At 69.5% G+C, this 18,522-nt stretch carries 14 protein-coding genes; all 14 read left to right on the top strand.

Going from position 1 to position 18,522, the window contains the following annotated elements; translation table 11 throughout:
* Positions 1-95 precede the first annotated feature (95 nt).
* The 14 genes from ACFV6H_RS25730 to ACFV6H_RS25665 all read left to right on the top strand — a co-directional run bounded on the left by ACFV6H_RS25730 (position 96) and on the right by ACFV6H_RS25665 (position 18,481).
* Positions 96-1,634 carry a sugar ABC transporter ATP-binding protein gene (locus ACFV6H_RS25730; RefSeq protein ID WP_385546302.1) on the top strand — a complete coding sequence of 513 codons (1,539 nt, stop codon included), beginning with the start codon at positions 96-98 and terminating at the stop codon, positions 1,632-1,634.
* The gene (locus ACFV6H_RS25725; RefSeq protein WP_384986695.1) at positions 1,631-2,713 is read left to right on the top strand and encodes an ABC transporter permease; all 1,083 of its coding nucleotides are present in this window, start codon (positions 1,631-1,633) and stop codon (positions 2,711-2,713) included. The genes ACFV6H_RS25730 and ACFV6H_RS25725 overlap by 4 nt, the downstream gene beginning before the upstream one ends.
* Positions 2,714-2,770: 57 nt before the next feature.
* Positions 2,771-3,811: a substrate-binding domain-containing protein gene (locus tag ACFV6H_RS25720; RefSeq protein WP_385546299.1), complete on the top strand. Its 1,041-nt coding sequence runs from the start codon at positions 2,771-2,773 to the stop codon at positions 3,809-3,811.
* 50 nt (positions 3,812-3,861) lie between these two features.
* Complete coding sequence (locus tag ACFV6H_RS25715) at positions 3,862-5,097, top strand: Gfo/Idh/MocA family protein (RefSeq protein WP_384986698.1); 1,236 nt, start codon at positions 3,862-3,864, stop codon at positions 5,095-5,097.
* A 70-nt stretch (positions 5,098-5,167) separates the two neighbouring features.
* Entirely contained in the window at positions 5,168-6,172 is a 1,005-nt protein-coding gene (locus tag ACFV6H_RS25710; RefSeq protein WP_385546296.1) for a sugar phosphate isomerase/epimerase family protein, read from the top strand.
* Between the two features lie 342 nt (positions 6,173-6,514).
* On the top strand, positions 6,515-10,213 hold the full coding sequence (locus ACFV6H_RS25705; protein ID WP_385546293.1) for a ThuA domain-containing protein: 3,699 nt from the start codon (positions 6,515-6,517) through the stop codon (positions 10,211-10,213).
* Between the two features lie 154 nt (positions 10,214-10,367).
* Complete coding sequence (locus ACFV6H_RS25700; RefSeq protein WP_385546290.1) at positions 10,368-11,501, top strand: inositol-3-phosphate synthase; 1,134 nt, start codon at positions 10,368-10,370, stop codon at positions 11,499-11,501.
* The gene (locus tag ACFV6H_RS25695) at positions 11,498-12,433 is read left to right on the top strand and encodes an SCO3242 family prenyltransferase (RefSeq protein WP_384986704.1); all 936 of its coding nucleotides are present in this window, start codon (positions 11,498-11,500) and stop codon (positions 12,431-12,433) included. The genes ACFV6H_RS25700 and ACFV6H_RS25695 overlap by 4 nt, the downstream gene beginning before the upstream one ends.
* Positions 12,430-13,272: a sugar phosphate isomerase/epimerase family protein gene (locus ACFV6H_RS25690; RefSeq protein ID WP_384986706.1), complete on the top strand. Its 843-nt coding sequence runs from the start codon at positions 12,430-12,432 to the stop codon at positions 13,270-13,272. The genes ACFV6H_RS25695 and ACFV6H_RS25690 overlap by 4 nt, the downstream gene beginning before the upstream one ends.
* Positions 13,269-13,925, top strand: coding sequence for an EboA domain-containing protein (locus ACFV6H_RS25685; RefSeq protein WP_385546285.1), 657 nt, complete (start codon positions 13,269-13,271; stop codon positions 13,923-13,925). The genes ACFV6H_RS25690 and ACFV6H_RS25685 overlap by 4 nt, the downstream gene beginning before the upstream one ends.
* The gene (locus ACFV6H_RS25680; RefSeq protein ID WP_384791843.1) at positions 13,925-14,773 is read left to right on the top strand and encodes a TatD family hydrolase; all 849 of its coding nucleotides are present in this window, start codon (positions 13,925-13,927) and stop codon (positions 14,771-14,773) included. Before ACFV6H_RS25685 ends, ACFV6H_RS25680 begins: the two co-directional genes overlap by 1 nt.
* Before the next feature lie 4 nt (positions 14,774-14,777).
* Positions 14,778-15,947 carry a metabolite traffic protein EboE gene (gene eboE / locus ACFV6H_RS25675; protein WP_384791840.1) on the top strand — a complete coding sequence of 390 codons (1,170 nt, stop codon included), beginning with the start codon at positions 14,778-14,780 and terminating at the stop codon, positions 15,945-15,947.
* A complete protein-coding gene (locus tag ACFV6H_RS25670) occupies positions 15,944-17,392 on the top strand; it encodes an alkaline phosphatase family protein (protein ID WP_385546280.1) in 1,449 nt (482 codons plus the stop codon). The genes eboE and ACFV6H_RS25670 overlap by 4 nt, the downstream gene beginning before the upstream one ends.
* A 27-nt stretch (positions 17,393-17,419) precedes the next feature.
* Positions 17,420-18,481 carry a sugar phosphate isomerase/epimerase family protein gene (locus tag ACFV6H_RS25665; RefSeq protein WP_385546277.1) on the top strand — a complete coding sequence of 354 codons (1,062 nt, stop codon included), beginning with the start codon at positions 17,420-17,422 and terminating at the stop codon, positions 18,479-18,481.
* Positions 18,482-18,522 lie beyond the last annotated feature (41 nt).

Genomic DNA, 18,522 nt, shown 5'->3' with positions numbered 1-18,522 from the left:
CTCCGCCGCACCTGGTTCCGCCCTGCCCTTGTTCTGCTCCGCCTCTGTTCTGTCCTGCCCGCAGGGCGGGCCGCATCCGCCGAGGGGATTACGCCATGGCACCAGCACCACCACAGAGCCCTCTGCTCACCATGTCCGGCATCACCAAGATCTTTCCTGGCGTCCGCGCGCTCGACGGTGTGGACCTGGAGGTCCAGGCGGGCGAGGTCCACTGCCTGCTGGGCCAGAACGGCGCCGGCAAGTCCACCCTCATCAAGGTGCTCGCCGGGGCCCATCAGCCCGACGGCGGAGTGATCACCTGGCAGGGTGAGGAGGTCACGCTCAAGTCGCCCGTCGCCGCCATGAAGCTCGGGATCGCCACCATCTACCAGGAACTCGACCTGGTCGAGGGCCTGTCGGTCGCCGAGAACATCTTCCTCGGCCATGAACCGACCACCGCGGGCTTCGTGGTCAAGGGCCGGGAGGCGAGGAGCGCGGCGACGGCGCTGCTCAAGCGGCTCGGCCACCCGGAGATCCAGGCGCACCGGCCGGTCGGCTCGCTCTCCGCCGCCCAGCAGCAGATCGTGTCCATGGCACGGGCCCTCTCCCACGACGTACGGCTCATCGTGATGGACGAGCCGTCGGCCGCACTCGATCCCGACGAGGTCGACAATCTCTTCCGGGTGGTGGCCACACTGACCGCCGACAATGTCGCTGTCATCTACATCTCCCACCGGCTGGAGGAGATCCGGCGCATCGGCGACCGTGTCACGGTCATCAAGGACGGCCGTACCGTGGCCGTCGCCCTGCCGGCCAAGGAGACGCCGACCCGCGAGGTCGTCGCCCTGATGACCGGCCGCGATGTCGAGTACGTCTTCCCCGAGCGGCCCGCGCCGGCCACGGCCGCAGCCGCGTCGGCCGAGCCCGTACTGCGTGTCGAAGGGCTCGCCAGGGACGGCGAGTTCGAGCCGGTCGACCTCGAACTGCGGCCCGGCGAGATCGTCGGACTCGCGGGACTCGTCGGCTCGGGACGCTCCGAGATCCTGGAGACCATCTACGGAGCACGCAAGCCCAGTGCGGGCCGTGTTCTTGTCAACGGCACTCCGCTGCGGCCCGGCAGCGTACCCGCCGCCGTACGCGCGGGACTTGGGCTGGCGCCCGAGGAACGCAAGGCCCAGGGCCTGCTGATGCTCGAATCGGTCACCCGCAATGTGTCGGTGTCGTCGCTCTCCCGGTTCGCGCGGATCGGCTGGCTCGACCGCTCGGCGGAACGGACCGAGGCCAGGGCGGCCACCAGGGAGCTCTCCCTGCGCCCCGACAACCCGGACGTCCCGATCCGTACGCTCTCCGGCGGCAATCAGCAGAAGGCGGTCCTCGCCCGCTGGCTGCTGCGCGGCTGCCGTGTCCTGCTACTTGACGAACCGACACGCGGTGTCGATGTCGGCGCCCGCGCCGAGCTGTACGCCGTGATCCGCCGGCTGGCCGACGAAGGCCTCGCCGTGCTGCTCGTCTCCAGCGAGGTACCCGAAGTACTGGGCCTCGCCGACCGGGTGCTGGTGCTCCGTGAGGGCCGGATCGTCCATCGGGCGCCCGCCCAGGAGCTTGACGAGCACCGTGTACTCGACCTTGTGATGGAAGGGAGCCCGACGCCATGAAACAGCCTGCCTCCGAGGCGCAGCAGGGCGGGCCCGACGCCGCGGCCACGTCCGAGCCGCCCACGCCCGCCACGACTGCCTCATCCACGTCCGCAGCCAAGTCCCCGGAGGAGAAGGGCGGGTGGCGTTCCCTCGGGCTCCGTCTCGACGTCCGTAACCTCTCCCTGCTCGGCGTGCTCGCCGCACTGATCGTCGTCGGCGGTATCACCAAGCCGGATCAGTTCCTGGACACCAACAACCTCCAGCTCGTCCTCACCCAGGCCTCGGTCATCGGTGTGGTCACGGTCGGTATGACCTTTGTGATCACCAGCGGTGGTATCGATCTGTCGGTGGGCGCGATCGTGGCGCTGTCCTCCGTCTGGGCGACGACACTCGCCACCCAGGAGTACGGCTTCGCCGGCATCCTCTTCACCGCCGTGGTTGTCGGTCTCGGCTGCGGACTGGTGAACGGACTGCTGATCGCGTACGGCGGGATGGTGCCGTTCATCGCGACTCTCGCGATGCTCGCCTCCGCCCGCGGTCTCGCCCTCCAGCTCACCGACGGCAAGACCCAGATCGTCACCGTCAACTCGGTGCTCGACCTCGGTATCCCCGACTCGTACATCCTCGGGATACCGCCGCTCGTACTGGTCTTCGCCGCCGTCACGGTCATCGGCTGGCTGGTGCTCAACCGTACGACCTTCGGCCGGCGCACCGTCGCCGTCGGCGGCAACGCGGAGGCCGCCAGGCTCGCCGGTATCGATGTACGGCGCCAGCGCCTCTATCTCTATCTGCTCTCCGGGCTCTGCTGCGGTATCGCGGCCTTCCTGCTGATCATCCTGGCGGGCTCGGGACAGAACACCAACGGAAACCTGTACGAGCTGGACGCCATCGCCGCGGCGATCATCGGCGGCACCCTGCTCAGCGGCGGCCGAGGCACCATCGTCGGCTCCGTCCTCGGTGTTCTGGTCTTCACCACGATCACCAATATCTTCGCGCTCAACAATCTCCAGAGCGATGTCCAGCAGATCGCGAAGGGCGCCATCATCGTCGCCGCCGTACTGGTCCAGCGCCGCACCGTGCGCAACGGCGAGGCCTGACCTCCGACCTCGCACCCGCTACCCCTGTACCGCCCTAACTTGAAGGGTTGAACCGCCATGCCAGAAACCAGCCGCAGAGGACTGCTCTTCGGCACCGCCGCCATCTCCGCGGGTGCCTTCCTCACCGCCTGTACCAGCAATGAGCCCGAGAAGAAGGAGTCGGCGACCAACACCCAGCCGGCCGCCGCCGACGACAAGCCCGGCTCGCCCGTCACCATCGGCTTCGCCGGCCCTCAGGCCGACCACGGCTGGCTCAACGCGATCAACGAGAACGCCAAGTCGCGTGCGGCGAAGTACTCGGAGGTGACGCTGGACATCACCGAGGGCTCCAACGACACCGCCGCCCAGATCGGCCAGGTCGAGACGCTGATCAACAAGAAGGTCGACGTCCTGGTGATCCTGCCTGCCGACGGCAAGGCGCTCACCCAGGTCGGGCTGAAGGCCATGCGCGCCGGTATCCCGGTCATCAACCTGGACCGGATCTTCGCCGATCCGCAGGCGTACCGCTGCTGGGTGGGCGGCGACAACTACGGCATGGGCGTCAGCGCCGGCAACTACATCGGCGAGAAGCTCAGGGACAAGCCGAACGCCAAGGTCATCGAGCTGGCCGGGATCGACAACCTGGAGCTGACGCAGCAGCGCACCCAGGGCTTCGACGACGCGCTCAAGAACTTCCCGAACATCAAGAAGGTCGCCCGCCAGGCGGCCGACTTCACCGTCGAGTCGGGCCAGGCCAAGATGGCCCAGCTCCTTCAGGCACAGCCCAGCTTCGACGCGCTCTGGAACCACGACGACGACCAGGGTGTGGGTGCGCTGCGCGCCATCCAGCAGGCGGGCCGTGACGGCTTCCTGATGGTCGGCGGCGCCGGTGCCAAGGCGGCGATGGACGCCATCAAGGCCGACAACAGCGTGCTCAAGGCCACCGTGCTCTACCCGCCGACCATGGCCGCCTCCGCCATCGACCTGGCCCGCGCACTGGGCCAGGCCAAGGGTGTCAGCGGTCTGGCCGAGCTGGAGATCCCGGCCTCGCTCACCTGCTACTCGGCCGTCGTCGACAAGGAAAACGTCGACCAGTACCTGCCCACGGGCTTCAGCTGACCGGCCTGTTACCGGCCGCCCCCACCAGCGACAGACGAGGAGTACTCCGTATGACCCCCACGGAAGCGTCGGAGAAAGAGGCCGGTGCGCCACCGACACTCGGTATCGGCATGGTCGGATATGCGTTCATGGGCGCCGCCCACTCACAGGGGTGGCGTACCGCGGGACATGTCTTCGATCTGCCGGTGCGGCCCGTGCTCGCCGCGATCTGCGGCCGTGACGAGGGCGCGGTACGGGCCGCGGCGGCCAAACACGGCTGGGCCGCCGCCGAGACCGACTGGCGGCGGCTCATCGAGCGCGACGATGTGCAGGTGGTCGACGTCTGCACACCCGGGGACAGCCATGCGGAGATCGCCATCGCCGCGCTGGAGGCGGGCAAGCACGTGCTGTGCGAGAAGCCTCTCGCCAACTCGGTGGCCGAGGCCGAGGCCATGGTCAGGGCCGCGGAGGCGGCGAGGGCACGCGGTCAGCTCGCCATGGTGGGCTTCAACTACCGCCGTGTGCCCGCCGTCTCGTACGCCAGGAAGCTGATCGAGGAGGGCCGGCTCGGCACTCTGCGCCATGTCCGGGTCACCTATCTCCAGGACTGGCTGGTCGATCCGGCGTTCCCGCTCACCTGGCGGCTCAAGCGCGAGCAGGCGGGATCGGGCGCGCTCGGCGACCTGGGCGCGCACATCATCGATCTGGCGCAGTTCCTGACGGGGGAACCGCTGGTCGGTGTGTCCGCGCTCGCGGAGACCTTTGTCAAGGAACGGCCGCTGGTCAGCGGGGTGTCGGCGGGACTCTCCGCGACCGGCGGCGGTGAGGTCGGCCCGGTGACCGTGGACGACGCCGCGGTCTTCACGGGCCGGCTCGCCTCGGGCGCGCTGGCCTCCTTCGAGGCCAGCCGGATGGCGGCCGGACGCAAGAACGCGCTGCATCTGGAGATCAACGGCGAGCTCGGCTCGCTCGCCTTCGATCTGGAGCGGCTCAACGAGCTGTCGTTCCACGACCACACCGAGCCCGCGGCCTCCTCCGGCTTCCGCCGGATCCTGGTCACGGAGCCGGAGCATCCCTATCTGGACGCGTGGTGGCCGCCGGGCCACGCGCTCGGCTACGAGCACACCTTTGTCCACCAGGCCCGCGATCTGGTCGAGGCGGTCGCCGCCGGGACCGATCCGGTGCCGTCCTTCGCGGACGGGCTCCAGGTGCAGCGGGTGCTCGCGGCGGTGGAGGACAGCGCGGCGAAGAACGCGGTGTACACGCCGGTGCCGCAGCTGTCTGAAACCGACGGCGCGTCCGCGTAACAGGTAGAAGAGGACATAGCTGACGCAGTAGTGCCAAGCGAAGGCACAGCACCTAGAGAAGGAGGTCCGAATGCCACGTCCGTTCACGCTGTTCACCGGCCAGTGGGCCGATCTGCCCTTGGAGGAGGTGTGCAGGCACGCGCGTGACTTCGGTTACGACGGTCTGGAACTCGCCTGCTGGGGAGACCACTTCGAGGTCGACAAGGCGCTCTCCGACCCCGGCTATCTGGACAGCCGCCACCAGCTCCTCGACAAGTACGGTCTGAAGTGCTGGGCGATCTCCAACCATCTCGTCGGCCAGGCCGTCTGCGACAATCCCATCGACGAGCGCCACCAGGGCATCCTGCCGTCCCGTATCTGGGGCGACGGCGAGCCCGAGGGCGTCCGGCAGCGAGCAGCCGCCGAGATCAAGGACACCGCCAGGGCCGCGGCGGCGTTCGGCGTCGACACGGTCATCGGCTTCACCGGCTCCTCGATCTGGCACCTCGTCGCGATGTTCCCGCCCGTGCCGCCCGGCATGATCGAGCGCGGGTACGAGGACTTCGCGGAGCGGTGGAACCCGATCCTCGATGTCTTCGACGCCGAGGGCGTGCGGTTCGCGCACGAGGTCCATCCGAGTGAGATCGCGTACGACTACTGGACCACGAAGCGTGCGCTGGAGGCGGTCGGCAACCGGCCGGCGTTCGGGCTCAACTTCGACCCGAGCCACTTCGTCTGGCAGGACCTGGACCCGGTCAACTTCCTCTACGACTTCCGGGACCGGATCTACCACGTCGACTGCAAGGAGGCGCGCAAGCGCCTCGACGGCCGCAACGGCCGGCTCGGCTCGCATCTGCCCTGGGGCGATCCGCGGCGCGGCTGGGACTTCGTCTCGGCCGGCCACGGCGATGTCCCTTGGGAGGACGTCTTCCGGATGCTGCGGTCGATCGGCTACGAGGGCCCCATCTCGGTCGAGTGGGAGGACGCGGGCATGGACCGCCTGGCCGGCGCGCCCGAGGCCCTGAAGGACCTGAAGCGCTTCGACTTCGACGCGCCCACGGCCTCCTTCGACGCGGCCTTCGGCGGCGGCGACTAGCGGTCCGGGCTCCTGCGGAGCCGGACAAGCCTGGTGGTAAGCGTTACCACCAGGCGGTCCGGCCTGCCCGAAATCTCCTTTGTCCTGAAGGAGGAAGAAGTGCAACATCTCCTCTGCGCAAGGGCTTTCGGTCCCGGACGAACACAGCTACGGTCCACTGAGATGTAACTGAGATGTACAGGACATAGGTGGTCCCCGATGTGACGGCGCATGTCGGTGACTCAGCCACCTCCCCCGAGGATCCGGTGCAGGACGAGCACCGCCCCCGAGAGGCGAGCGCGATCGCATGCCGCGCTCCATTGGCAACCCGCACGTACGAACAGCCCATTGTGGAGGACTTTCGTGCACAGAAAACGCCCCAGAGCCAGAACCCTCCTCGCACTCCTGACGGGCGCCCTGCTCGCAGGTTCGAGCATCAGCGCCGTACCCGCCGCCGCGCACCCGGATCACCCGGACGTCGCGGAGGAAAGCTTTCAGCAGGTGACCCTCGCGAAGGGCGCCGACGAGGTGGGCGAGCCGATGTCGCTCGCCGTTCTGCCGGACCGGCAGGTGCTGCACACCTCGCGCGACGGCACACTGAGGATCACCGACGCCGGCGGAGACACCACCGTCGCCGGCACGCTGGACGTCTACAACCATGACGAGGAAGGTCTCCAGGGCGTCGGGGTCGACCCCGACTTCGCCGAGAACCGCGCGATTTATCTCTTCTACGCGCCCAAGCTCAACACTCCCGCCGGTGACGCGCCCGAGAACGGCACGGCCGCCGACTTCGCTCCCTTCGACGGATACAACCGCCTCTCGCGCTTCACGCTCAACGAGGACGGCACCCTGAACAAGGCGAGCGAGAAGAAGGTCCTCGACGTCGCCACCTCCCGCGGCACCTGCTGCCATGTCGGCGGCGACATCGCCTTCGACGCGGACGGCAACCTCTATCTGTCGACCGGTGACGACACCAACCCGTTCGCCTCCGACGGCTACACGCCGATCGACGAACGGCCGGACCGCAACCCGGCGTTCGACGCGCAGCGCAGCTCGGGCAACACCAACGACCTGCGCGGCAAGATCATCCGTATCAAGGTCGCCGAGGACGGCTCGTACACCATCCCGGAGGGCAATCTCTTCGCTCCCGGCACCGAGAAGACGCGGCCCGAGATCTACGCGATGGGGTTCCGCAACCCGTTCCGTATCTCCGTGGACCAGAGGACCGGCATCGTCTACGTGGGTGACTACGGCCCCGACGCCGGCGCCGCCTCGCCGACCCGCGGCCCGGCCGGTCAGGTGGAGTTCGCCCGGGTCATCAAGGCCGGAAACTTCGGCTGGCCGTACTGCACGGGCGACAACGACGCCTACATCGACTACAACTTCGCGACCCAGGCCTCCGGCGCCGCCTTCGACTGCGCGGCACCGAAGAACACCTCGCCGCACAACACCGGACTGACGGACCTGCCTCCGGCCCAGCCCGCGTGGATCCCGTACGACGGCGGCAACGTGCCCGAGTTCGGCTCCGGCTCCGAGTCCCCGACGGGCGGTCCCGTCTACCGTTACGACGCCGACCTGGACTCTCCGGTGAAGTTCCCCGAGTCCTACGACGGCGACTACTTCGCCGGTGAGTTCGGCCGCCAGTGGATCAAGCGGATCGAGCAGGGCGACGACGGCACCGTCCAGTCGATCAATCCCTTCCCGTGGACCGGCACCCAGGTCATGGACATGGAGTTCGGCCCCGACGGCGCGCTCTACGTCCTCGACTACGGGCTCTCCTGGTTCGGCGGTGACGAGCACTCGGCCCTCTACCGGATCGAGAACTCCACCGGCGGCAAGTCGCCCATCGCCGAGGCCACCGTCGACAAGACGTCCGGCAAGTCCCCGCTGAAGGCGGTCTTCTCCTCCGCCGGCACCTCGGACCCCGACGGCGACGCCCTCACCTACGCGTGGGACTTCGGCGACGGAGGCACCTCCACCGAGGCCAACCCCACGTACACGTACAAGAAGAACGGCACCTACTCCGCACGGCTGACCGTCACCGACCCGACGGAGCGCACCGCGACCGCCTCCGTACGGATCGTCGTGGGCAACACCGCGCCCGAGGTGGAGCTCGATCTGCCCAACGAGGGACACCTCTTCAACTTCGGTGACACCATCCCGTTCAAGGTGAAGGTCAAGGACCGGGAGGACCGGGACAACGGCCCGATCGACTGCTCCAAGGTCATCGTCCGCTACATCCTGGGCCATGACAGCCACGGCCACCCGATCACCTCGGTCAACGGCTGTGAGGGCACCATCACCGCGCCCGCCGACACCGAGCACGATCCCAACGCCAATATCTTCGGTGTCATCGACGCCGAGTACACCGACGGCGGAGGCGGCGGCCAGGCCGCGCTCACCAGCCACGACCAGGCGCAGCTCCAGCCGCGCCACCGGCAGGCCGAGCACTTCAGCGCCTCCTCCGGCATCAGGACCTACGACAAGGCACCGGCCAACGGCGGCAAGACCGTCGGTGACATCGACGACGGCGACTGGATCTCCTTCACGCCGTACAACCTGACCGGTTCCAAGACGCTGACCGCCCGGATCTCCTCCGGCGGCGCCGGCGGATTCCTCGAAGTACGCACGGGCTCCGCCACCGGCGAACTGCTGGGCTCCACGCCGGTTCCGATCACCGGCGGCTGGGAGACCTTCCAGGACGTCGACGTACCGCTGCGCTCCGTACCGAAGAAGACCACCGAGCTGTTCCTGGTCTTCAAGGGTGGTGTGGGCGGCGGCGCCCTCTTCGACCTGGACGACTTCGAGCTCTCCACGGCCGAGCCCGGCAGGACGGAGAAGCGCGTTCTGGTCTTCTCCAAGACCGCCGGCTTCCGCCATGACTCGATCCCCGCTGGTGTCGCCGCGCTGAAGGAGCTGGGCGCGACCACCGGGATCAAGGTCGACTCCACCGAGACGGGCGCCCAGTTCACCACCAACAACCTGGCCAGGTACGACGCGGTGGTGTTCCTCTCCACCACCGGTGATGTCCTCAACGCCGACCAGCAGCAGGCGTTCGAGAACTATGTCGCCACCGGCGGCGGCTACATGGGCGTGCACGCCGCGGCCGACACCGAGTACGACTGGGCCTTCTACGGCGGCCTGGTGGGCGCGTACTTCCAGGGCCATCCGCAGATCCAGTCGGCCACCGTACGTGTCGAGGACCACGACCACCCGTCGACCGCGCATCTCGACGACGAGTGGCAGCGGACCGACGAGTGGTACAACTACCGCACCAACCCGCGTGAGCAGGCACGAGTCCTCGCCACCCTCGACGAGACCACCTACCAGGGCGGCACCATGAAGGGCGACCACCCGATCGCCTGGTGCCAGACGTACGAGGGCGGCCGTGCCTTCTACACCGGCGGCGGCCACACCAAGGAGTCCTACACGGACACCGCCTTCCGCCAGCATCTGCTGGGCGGACTGCGGTACGCGGCCGGCCAGGTCAAGGCCGACTGCAAGCCGCAGACCGGCTACCGGGACCTCTTCAACGGAAAGACGGCGGAGGGCTGGAAGCAGGCCGGACCGGGCAAGTTCAACGTCGTGAACGGTGAACTGCGCTCCGAGGGCGGTATGGGCCTGCTCTGGTACCAGGCCAAGGAGCTGAAGTCCTACTCCCTGAAGCTGGACTGGAAGCTGGAGGGCGACGACAACTCCGGTGTCTTCGTGGGCTTCCCGGCCTCCGACGACCCCTGGTCCGCGGTGGACAAGGGATACGAGGTGCAGATCGACGCCACCGACACCCCGGACCGCACCACCGGCTCGGTCTACGGCTTCAAGTCGGCCGACCTCAAGGCCAGGGACCGGGTGCTGCGCCCGCCCGGGCAGTGGAACAGCTACGAGATCAGGGTCCAGGGCGAGCGTCTCCAGGTCTTCCTCAACGGGGCGAAGATCAACGACTTCACCAACAAGGATCCGGAGCGCAGCCTCAAGGACGGCTACATCGGTCTGCAGAACCACGGCGCTGACGACCAGGCCTCCTTCCGCAACATCCAGCTCAAGGAACTGCCGGCCTCCTAGGTACTCCTAGGACGGACGGCCCGTCAGCCGGCGGCGGGCGGGGAGGCGCCGTACCCCCCGCCCGCCGTCCACCAATCACCACCGACCAGCACCGACCAGCACCGTCCAGCACCGTCCATCAACCACCACCACACCATCGGCAGGGAGGCAGCCCGTGACGACGAGCGGTACGGAATCGACTGCAGTACGCACCGGAGTCTGGTTCGTCGGAGCGCGCGGCTCCGTCGCCACGACGGCTGTCGCGGGATGCGCGGCGGTCACGGCCGGCCTCCATCCCGCGACGGGCATGGTCACCGAGACCGCGCCCTTCGCGGGTACGGGCCTGCCCGCGCTCTCCTCACTCGTCTTCGGCGGACATGACACGGCGAGCTGTCCGCTGCCCAAGCGGGCGGAGGAGCTGACCGTCGCGGGAGTGCTGCCGCACGGTCTGCCCGCCGCCATCCACGCCGAACTGACCGCCGCCGACCAGGAGATAAGGACCGGCGGCCCACAGCCGGGCGACACCAGGAGCGACGAGGAACTCATCGCCGCCTTCGCCGACGACATCGCCGGATTCGCCCGCCGTACGGGCGTCGCGCGGACCGTCGTCGTCAATGTCTCCTCCACCGAGCCCAGCCCGGCGCCGGACGATCCGCGGCTGCCCGCCAGTTCGCTGTACGCGGCGGCGGCGGTCCGGGCCGGCTGCTCGTACGTCAACTTCACACCGTCCACCGGGCTGCGCACCGAGGCCCTCACAGCCGCCGCCGAGGCCGCCGGACTTCCCCACGCCGGCCGCGACGGCAAGACAGGCCAGACGCTGCTCCGTTCCGTGCTCGCCCCGATGTTCGTGCAGCGTGCCCTGACCGTACGGGCCTGGTCGGGCACGAATCTGCTGGGCGGCGGGGACGGAGCGGCGCTGGCCGACCCGGCTGCCGCGGCGGCCAAGAACGCGGGCAAGGAGCGCGTACTCGCCGACACACTGGGCACGGCGCCCGAGGGCGAGGTGCATATCGACGACGTGCCGGCGCTGGGCGACTGGAAGACGGCCTGGGACCATATCGCCTTCGACGGCTTCCTCGGCTCGCGGATGATCCTCCAGACGATCTGGCAGGGCTGCGACTCGGCGCTCGCCGCGCCTCTGGTGCTCGACCTGGCGCGGCTGGTGTCGCGCGCGCACGAGGCGGGACTGAGCGGTCCGCTGCCCGGTCTCGGCTTCTACTTCAAGGATCCGGACAGCGGGCCCGCGGCGCTCGCCGAGCAGTTCGAGGCGCTGCTGGCGTTCGCCGAACGGCTGCGGGAGAGCCGGTGAACGTACGCGGGCGGGTGCGTGCCTGGGCGGAACTGCTGCGGGTGTCGGCCCTGTTCACGGTCCCGGGCGACGCCCTGGCCGGCGCGGCGGCCCTCGGCGCACGACCCAACCGCGGTACGGCGCTGGCCGTGGGCGCCTCGCTCTGTCTGTACGAGGCGGGCATGGCGCTCAACGACTGGGCGGACCGCGACGAGGACGCCGTGGACCGCCCGCACCGTCCCATCCCGTCGGGCCGGATCAGCCCGGCGGCGGCCCTGACGGCGGCGGCAGGGCTGACCGCCGCGGGCCTGGCACTCGCCTCGCGGGCCGGCCGCCCGTCCCTGGCGGTCGGTACGGCGCTGGCCGCCGCGGTCTGGTCGTACGACCTCCGCCTCAAGCACACCCAGGCGGGCCCACTGGCCATGGGCGCGGCCCGCTCCCTGGACCTGCTTCTGGGCGCGACGGCCACGGCGTCGAAACGCGCCGCCGCCGTTGCACCGCGCGCCGTCGCACCGCGCGTCGGCGCGGAGGCCGCGCGCAAGGCTCTGCCTGCCGCCGCCGTGCTCGGGGCTCATACCGTCGGCGTCACCGTCGTGTCGCGCCGCGAGGCGCAGGGCGGATCCACGCTCGCGCCGCTCGCCGCGCTCATGGGCACCGCCGTGCTCGGCGGCCTGACCGGGCGGTGGCGTCGCGGCGGCCCGGTCTCCGCCGACGCCCTGGCTGCCGGCGGCCTCGCCGCCGTATACGCCGGGACCGCCGGAAAGCCCCTCGCGCACGCCGTGCTCAATCCCTCGCCGCCGCTCACCCAGCGCGCCGTCGGCGGCGGGATCCGGGCGATGATCCCGCTCCAGGCGGCGCTCGCCGCACGCGGCGGGGCCGCGGGGACCGCGCTGGGAATCATGGCGCTCGTACCACTGGCACGGAAATTCGCACGGAAAGTGAGCCTGACATGAGTCTGCGTTTCGGGTACGGCACCAACGGGCTCACCGATCTCCGGCTCGACGACGCGCTCGCGCTCCTCGCCGATCTCGGCTACGACGGTGTCGGGCTCACTCTCGACCATATGCATCTCGATCCGATGGCGCCCGACCTCGCCGCCCGCACTCAGCGTGTCGCCCGGCGGCTGGGCGAGCTGGGGCTCAGTGTCACCGTCGAGACCGGTGCGCGCTATGTGCTCGATCCACGCCGCAAGCACGGGCCCACACTGCTCGACGCCGAGCCGGAGGGCCGCGCCGCCCGCACCGGGCTGCTGCTGACGGCCGTTCAGGTCGCCGCCGATCTCGGCGCGCACGCCGTGCACTGCTTCAGCGGTGTCACTCCGCCGGGCACCGACACCGACACCGCCTGGAAGCGGCTCGAAGAGTCGCTGACACCTGTGGTCGACGCCGCCGAGCACGCCGACATCCCGCTCGCCGTCGAGCCCGAGCCCGGCCATCTCCTCTCGGACCTCGCCGGTTTCCATCAGCTCAGACACCGTCTCGGCGATCCCGATCCGCTCGGCCTCACCCTCGACATAGGCCACTGCCAGTGCTTGGAGCCTGCTCCGCCCGCCGACTGCATCCGTGAGGCCGCGCCCTGGCTGCGCCATGTACAGATCGAGGACATGCGGCGCGGAGTGCACCAGCATCTGCCTTTCGGCGACGGCGAGATCGACTTCCCGCCGGTGCTCGCCGCGCTGGCCGCCACCGGCTACGAGGGCCTGACCGTGGTCGAACTGCCGCGCCACTCCCACGCGGGCCCCGAACTCGCCCGTACCTCCATGGACTTCCTCCGTACGAAGGGAGCAGCATGACCTCGAACCAGCCGCCGACCCGCGAGGATCTGGCTCCCGGCCTGGACGCCGCCGCCCGGGCGTGGCTCGACACCGCCCTGGCCGAGGCCGCCGACGCAGCCGCCTACGCAGCCGTGGACGCCGGGCGCACCGGAGAGAGCGACAACGTTGCCGTCGCTCCCGCCGTCGCGCCCTGGGAGCTGCGCTTCGCCGCCGCCGGACGCCACTGCGGCCAGGAACACGCCGACTCCGTACGCGTCCTGCTCCTCCAGCGGGCCCGCGCCGACCTCACCGTCCTCACCCGGCTCTACCACCAGGGCACCGCCGCCGAACGCCGCGCCGTGCTGCTCGCCCTGCCTCACCGCGTCACAGGACCCGGCGCGCTGCCGCTGATCGAGGACGCCCTGCGGACCAATGACACCCGGCTGGTGGCCGCCGCCGTCGGTCCGTACGCCGCCGCCCATCTCGACTCCCACGGCTGGCGGCACGCCATCCTCAAATGCCTCTTCACCGAAGTGCCCGTCACCGCCGTCGACGGCCTGGAAAGACGCGCCCACGGAGACGCCGAACTGGCCCGTATGCTCGCCGACTTCGCGGCCGAGCGCACCGCGGCCGGCCGTCCCGTACCCGCCGACCTGCACCACGCGCTGAATCTGACCGGCGAGGAGTCCTGATGCGCATCTTCGACCCCCACATCCATATGACCTCCCGCACCACGGACGACTACCAGGCGATGTACGCCTCCGGTGTGCGCGCCCTGGTCGAGCCGTCCTTCTGGCTGGGCCAGCCCCGTACCTCTCCGGCGAGCTTCTTCGACTACTTCGACGCGCTCCTCGGCTGGGAAGCGTTCCGCGCCGCCCAGTACGGCATCGCCCACCACTGCACACTCGCCCTCAACCCCAAAGAGGCGAACGATCCGCGCTGCGCGCCCGTGCTGGACGCCCTGCCGCGCTATCTCGTCAAGGACGGTGTCGTCGCCGTCGGCGAGATCGGCTACGACTCCATGACTCCGGCCGAGGACACCGCGCTCGCCGCACAGCTCCAGCTCGCCGCCGACCACCAACTGCCCGCGCTGGTCCACACTCCGCACCGCGACAAGCTGTCCGGTCTGCGCCGCACCGTCGACGTCGTACGGGAATCCGCGCTGGACCCGGAGTGGGTCCTGCTCGACCATCTCAACGAGACGACCGTCAAGGACGCGGCGGAGAGCGGGAGTTGGCTGGGCTTCTCCATCTATCCCGACACCAAGATGGACGAGGACCGGATGGTCGCCGTCCTCAAGGCCCATGGCACCGACAAGGTGCTCGTCAACTCGGCCGCGGACTGGGGCAAGAGCGATCCGCTCAAGACCCGCAAGGTCGCGGACGCGATGCTCGCCGCCGGTTTCGGCGAGGACGACGTCGACAAGGTCCTGTGGCGCAATCCCGTCGCCTTCTACGGGCTCAGCGGGAGACTCCAGCTCGACGTCCCCGCGCCGGAGGCCCTCCACGAGGGCAACTCCATTCTCCGCGGCGGGGAGTGATCCCATGCGCTTCCGCCATCCCGACGGCTCCACCGTCCATCTCTCGTACTGCACCAATGTCCATCCCGCCGAGAATCTCGAAGGCGTACTCGCCCAACTGCGCGACCACTGCGAGCCGGTACGCAAACGGCTCGGCCGCGACCGTCTCGGCATCGGCCTCTGGCTCGCCAAGGGCGCGGCCCAGGCCCTGATCAACGATCCGGCCGCGCTGCGCGGACTCCGTGCCGAGCTGGACCGGCGCGGCCTCGAAGTCGTCACGCTCAACGGCTTTCCGTACGAGGGATTCGGCGCCGAAGAGGTCAAGTACCGCGTCTACAAGCCGGACTGGGCCGATCCCGAGCGGCTCGCCCACACCAGCGATCTGGCCAGGCTGCTGGCCGCGCTGCTGCCGGACGATGTCACCGAGGGCTCCGTCTCCACCCTCCCGCTCGCCTGGCGCACCGCCTTCGACGCCACCGCGGCCGGTGCCGCCCGCACCGCGCTGACCACGCTGGCCGAACGGCTCGACGCGCTGGAGGAGCTGACCGGCAAGTCCATCAGGATCGCCCTGGAACCGGAGCCCGGCTGCACCGTCGAGACCACCGCCGACGCGATCGGCCCGCTCACGGAGATCGGCAGCGACCGGATCGGCATCTGTATCGACACCTGCCATCTCGCCACCTCCTTCGAGGATCCGGCCACCGCCCTGGGCGCGCTGGAGGCCGCGGGTGTCGTCATCCCCAAGGCCCAGCTCTCCGCCGCGCTGCACGCCGAGAACCCGCATCTGCCGGAGGTACGGGAGGCCCTCGGCGCGTTCGCCGAGCCGCGCTTCCTCCACCAGACCCGTACGCGCACCGCCGCCGGGCTGCGCGGCACCGACGATCTGGACGAGGCACTCGGCGGCGAGGCGCTGCCCGACGGCGCTCCCTGGCGCGCGCACTTCCATGTCCCGCTGCACGCGCCGCCCGCGCCGCCGCTCACCTCCACGCTTCCCGTGCTCCAGGACGCCCTGACCAGGCTGATCGGCGGCGCCGCGCCGCGGACCCGCCATCTGGAGGTCGAGACCTATACCTGGCAGGCGCTCCCGGTCCAGCTGCGTCCGCGCTCGCGCGGGCAGCTCGCCGAGGGCATCGCCGCCGAACTCACCCTGGCCCGCGACCTGTTGGTCGACCTCGGCCTGAAGGAGCTGCCATGACCGAGACCTCGGCCGCACCGCCGGCCGACACCGCCGCCGAAGCCCCGGCCCCGGAGTCGGCCCCGGCCCCGAAGCCAACGCCGCTGCTGGTGCTGGATGTCGTCGGGCTCACGCCTCAACTCCTCGCGCACATGCCGAACTTGCGCAAGCTGGCGGGCACCGGCTCCCAGGCTCCGCTGAGCACGGTGCTGCCCGCCGTCACCTGTAGCGCGCAGTCCACCTTCCTCACCGGCACGCTCCCGGCCGAACACGGCATCGTCGGCAACGGCTGGTACTTCCGCGAGCTGGGCGACGTACTGCTCTGGCGCCAGCACAACGGTCTGGTCTCCGGCGACAAGCTCTGGGACGCCGCCCGCCGTGTCCATCCCGGCTATACGGTCGCCAATATCTGCTGGTGGTACGCGATGGGCGCGGACACCGACTACACCGTCACCCCGCGCCCGGTCTACTACGCCGACGGCCGCAAGGAGCCCGACTGCTACACCCGTCCGCCGGCGCTGCACGACGAACTCACCGAGAAGCTCGGCACGTTCCCGCTCTTCCACTTCTGGGGCCCGGGCGCCGACATCGTCTCCTCCCAGTGGATCATCGACGCCACCCGCCACATCATCCGCACCCGCACACCCGATCTGGCGCTCTGCTATCTGCCGCATCTCGACTACGACCTCCAGCGCTACGGTCCCGACGACCCGCGTTCCCACCGCGCGGCGGCCGAGCTGGACACCGCGATGGCACCGCTCCTGGCCGACGCCAGGGAGGAGGGCCGTACCGTCGTCGCGCTCTCCGAGTACGGCATCACCCGGGTCTCCCGGGCCGTCGACATCAACCGGGCGCTGCGCAGGGCCGGGCTGCTGGAGGTCCACACCCAGGACGGCATGGAGTATCTCGATCCGATGGCCTCCCGGGCCTTCGCCGTCTCCGACCACCAGCTCGCCCATGTCTATGTGCGCCGTCCCGAGGATCTCGACGCGACCCGTGAGGCGCTCCAGGACCTGCCCGGTATCGACGAGATCCTGGACGACGAGGGCAAGAAGGCGCACGGTCTCGACCATCCGCGCTCGGGCGAACTGGTCGCCATCGCCGAACCCGACGCGTGGTTCACGTACTACTACTGGCTGGACGACGACCGGGCGCCGGACTTCGCCCAGCTTGTCGAGATCCACCGCAAGCCGGGATACGACCCGGTCGAGCTCTTCATGGATCCGCTCGATCCGTACGTCAAGCTCAAGGCGGCCAAGGCGATCGCCCGCAAGAAGCTCGGTATGCGCTACCGGCTCGCGGTCGTGCCTCTCGATCCCTCACCGATCCGCGGCAGCCACGGGCGGCTTCCCGCGAGCGACGAGGAAGGTCCGCTCATCCTCTGCTCCACCCCCGATGCCGTCGATGGCCGTGTCGCGGCCACCGATGTGAAGTCACTCCTCCTCCACCTTGCCGGACTGCACTGACACCCCACTGACAGAAGGAGTTCCGCAATGAGCCGCAAGAAGTCAGCCGATCCCGAGCTCGCGCAGAAGCTCAGCAGACGGAGCATGCTCGGAGTCGCGGCCGGCGCCACCGCCGCCGCGGTCCTCGGTGCCGCGGCCACCCCGGCCGCCGCACACGGCAAGGGACATGGCCACGGCGATGGGCACGGGCACGGACACGGCAAGGGACAGCCGGTCCTGCCTCCGGGCCGCCTCGGCATCCAGCTCTACTCGCTGCGCGACAAGGTCTCCACGATCGGCTTCGCCAAGGTCTTCGACGAGCTGGAGCGCTTCGGCTACGACGAGATCGAGTTCGCCGGATACACCCAGGGCTCCGCCGGAGAGATCACACTGCCTCAGCTCAAGCGGCTGGCCAGGAACCATGGGCTCAAGCCCATCGGCAGCCATGTCAACTACTACGACAACAACAACCCGGACGCCTACAGCTTCGCCCAGAACCTCGAAAAGGTCCTGGACGACGCCCAGACCCTCGGTCTGGAACATGTGGGAACGGCCTCGGGACCGTTCCGCTACGGCTCCACCGTGGACGCCTGGAAGCGGGCCGCCGAGGACTTCAACACCTATGGCGCGGCGGCCAGACGGCGTGGGCTGAAGTTCTACCAGCACAACCACGCGGAGGAGTTCTCCTTCGCCACCGACCAGCCCGACGTCCGTCTCTACGACGTACTGCTGGCCGAGACCGATCCCGATCTGGTCTATCTGGAGATGGACATCTACTGGGCCTTCGCGGGCCAGTTCCGCTTCAGCAAGACTGCGGAGGGCAAGCCCGCGCCCTTCGATCCGCTGCGTTATGTGCTCAAGCAGCCCGACCGCTATCCGCTCTTCCATGTCAAGGACGGCATCGAGGACATCACCGCCCGCGACGGGTACCGGATGGTGGACGTCGGTGACGGTGACATCGACTACCAGCGCTTCATATCGGCGGTGAACAAGACCCGCGGTGGCCGCCGTGACCACCACTGGCAGGTCGAGCACGACCAGCCGGTGGACTCGATCACCTTCGCCCAGAAGTCCTCCGCGCATCTGCACTCGCTGCGCGAACGGCGGTAACGTCCGCCGCGCACAACGCCTGCCACACACGGAGAACGGCC

The organism is Streptomyces sp. NPDC059743 (assembly GCF_042732975.1).
In the GTDB taxonomy this organism is placed as follows: Bacteria; Actinomycetota; Actinomycetes; order Streptomycetales; family Streptomycetaceae; genus Streptomyces.
The sequence above is the reverse complement of the archived record's forward strand: the minus strand, read 5'-3'. Positions and strand labels throughout refer to the sequence as shown.

Excerpts from the sequence above, each read along its gene's own strand:
- ACFV6H_RS25730 (WP_385546302.1), top strand. The coding sequence starts at position 96 with ATGGCACCAGCACCACCACAGAGCCCTCTGCTCACCATGTCCGGCATC.
- ACFV6H_RS25725 (WP_384986695.1), top strand. The coding sequence starts at position 1,631 with ATGAAACAGCCTGCCTCCGAGGCGCAGCAGGGCGGGCCCGACGCCGCG.
- ACFV6H_RS25720 (WP_385546299.1), top strand. The coding sequence starts at position 2,771 with ATGCCAGAAACCAGCCGCAGAGGACTGCTCTTCGGCACCGCCGCCATC.
- ACFV6H_RS25715 (WP_384986698.1), top strand. The coding sequence starts at position 3,862 with ATGACCCCCACGGAAGCGTCGGAGAAAGAGGCCGGTGCGCCACCGACA.
- ACFV6H_RS25710 (WP_385546296.1), top strand. The coding sequence starts at position 5,168 with ATGCCACGTCCGTTCACGCTGTTCACCGGCCAGTGGGCCGATCTGCCC.
- ACFV6H_RS25690 (WP_384986706.1), top strand. The coding sequence starts at position 12,430 with ATGAGTCTGCGTTTCGGGTACGGCACCAACGGGCTCACCGATCTCCGG.
- ACFV6H_RS25685 (WP_385546285.1), top strand. The coding sequence starts at position 13,269 with ATGACCTCGAACCAGCCGCCGACCCGCGAGGATCTGGCTCCCGGCCTG.
- ACFV6H_RS25680 (WP_384791843.1), top strand. The coding sequence starts at position 13,925 with ATGCGCATCTTCGACCCCCACATCCATATGACCTCCCGCACCACGGAC.
- eboE (WP_384791840.1), top strand. The coding sequence starts at position 14,778 with ATGCGCTTCCGCCATCCCGACGGCTCCACCGTCCATCTCTCGTACTGC.
- ACFV6H_RS25670 (WP_385546280.1), top strand. The coding sequence starts at position 15,944 with ATGACCGAGACCTCGGCCGCACCGCCGGCCGACACCGCCGCCGAAGCC.
- ACFV6H_RS25665 (WP_385546277.1), top strand. The coding sequence starts at position 17,420 with ATGAGCCGCAAGAAGTCAGCCGATCCCGAGCTCGCGCAGAAGCTCAGC.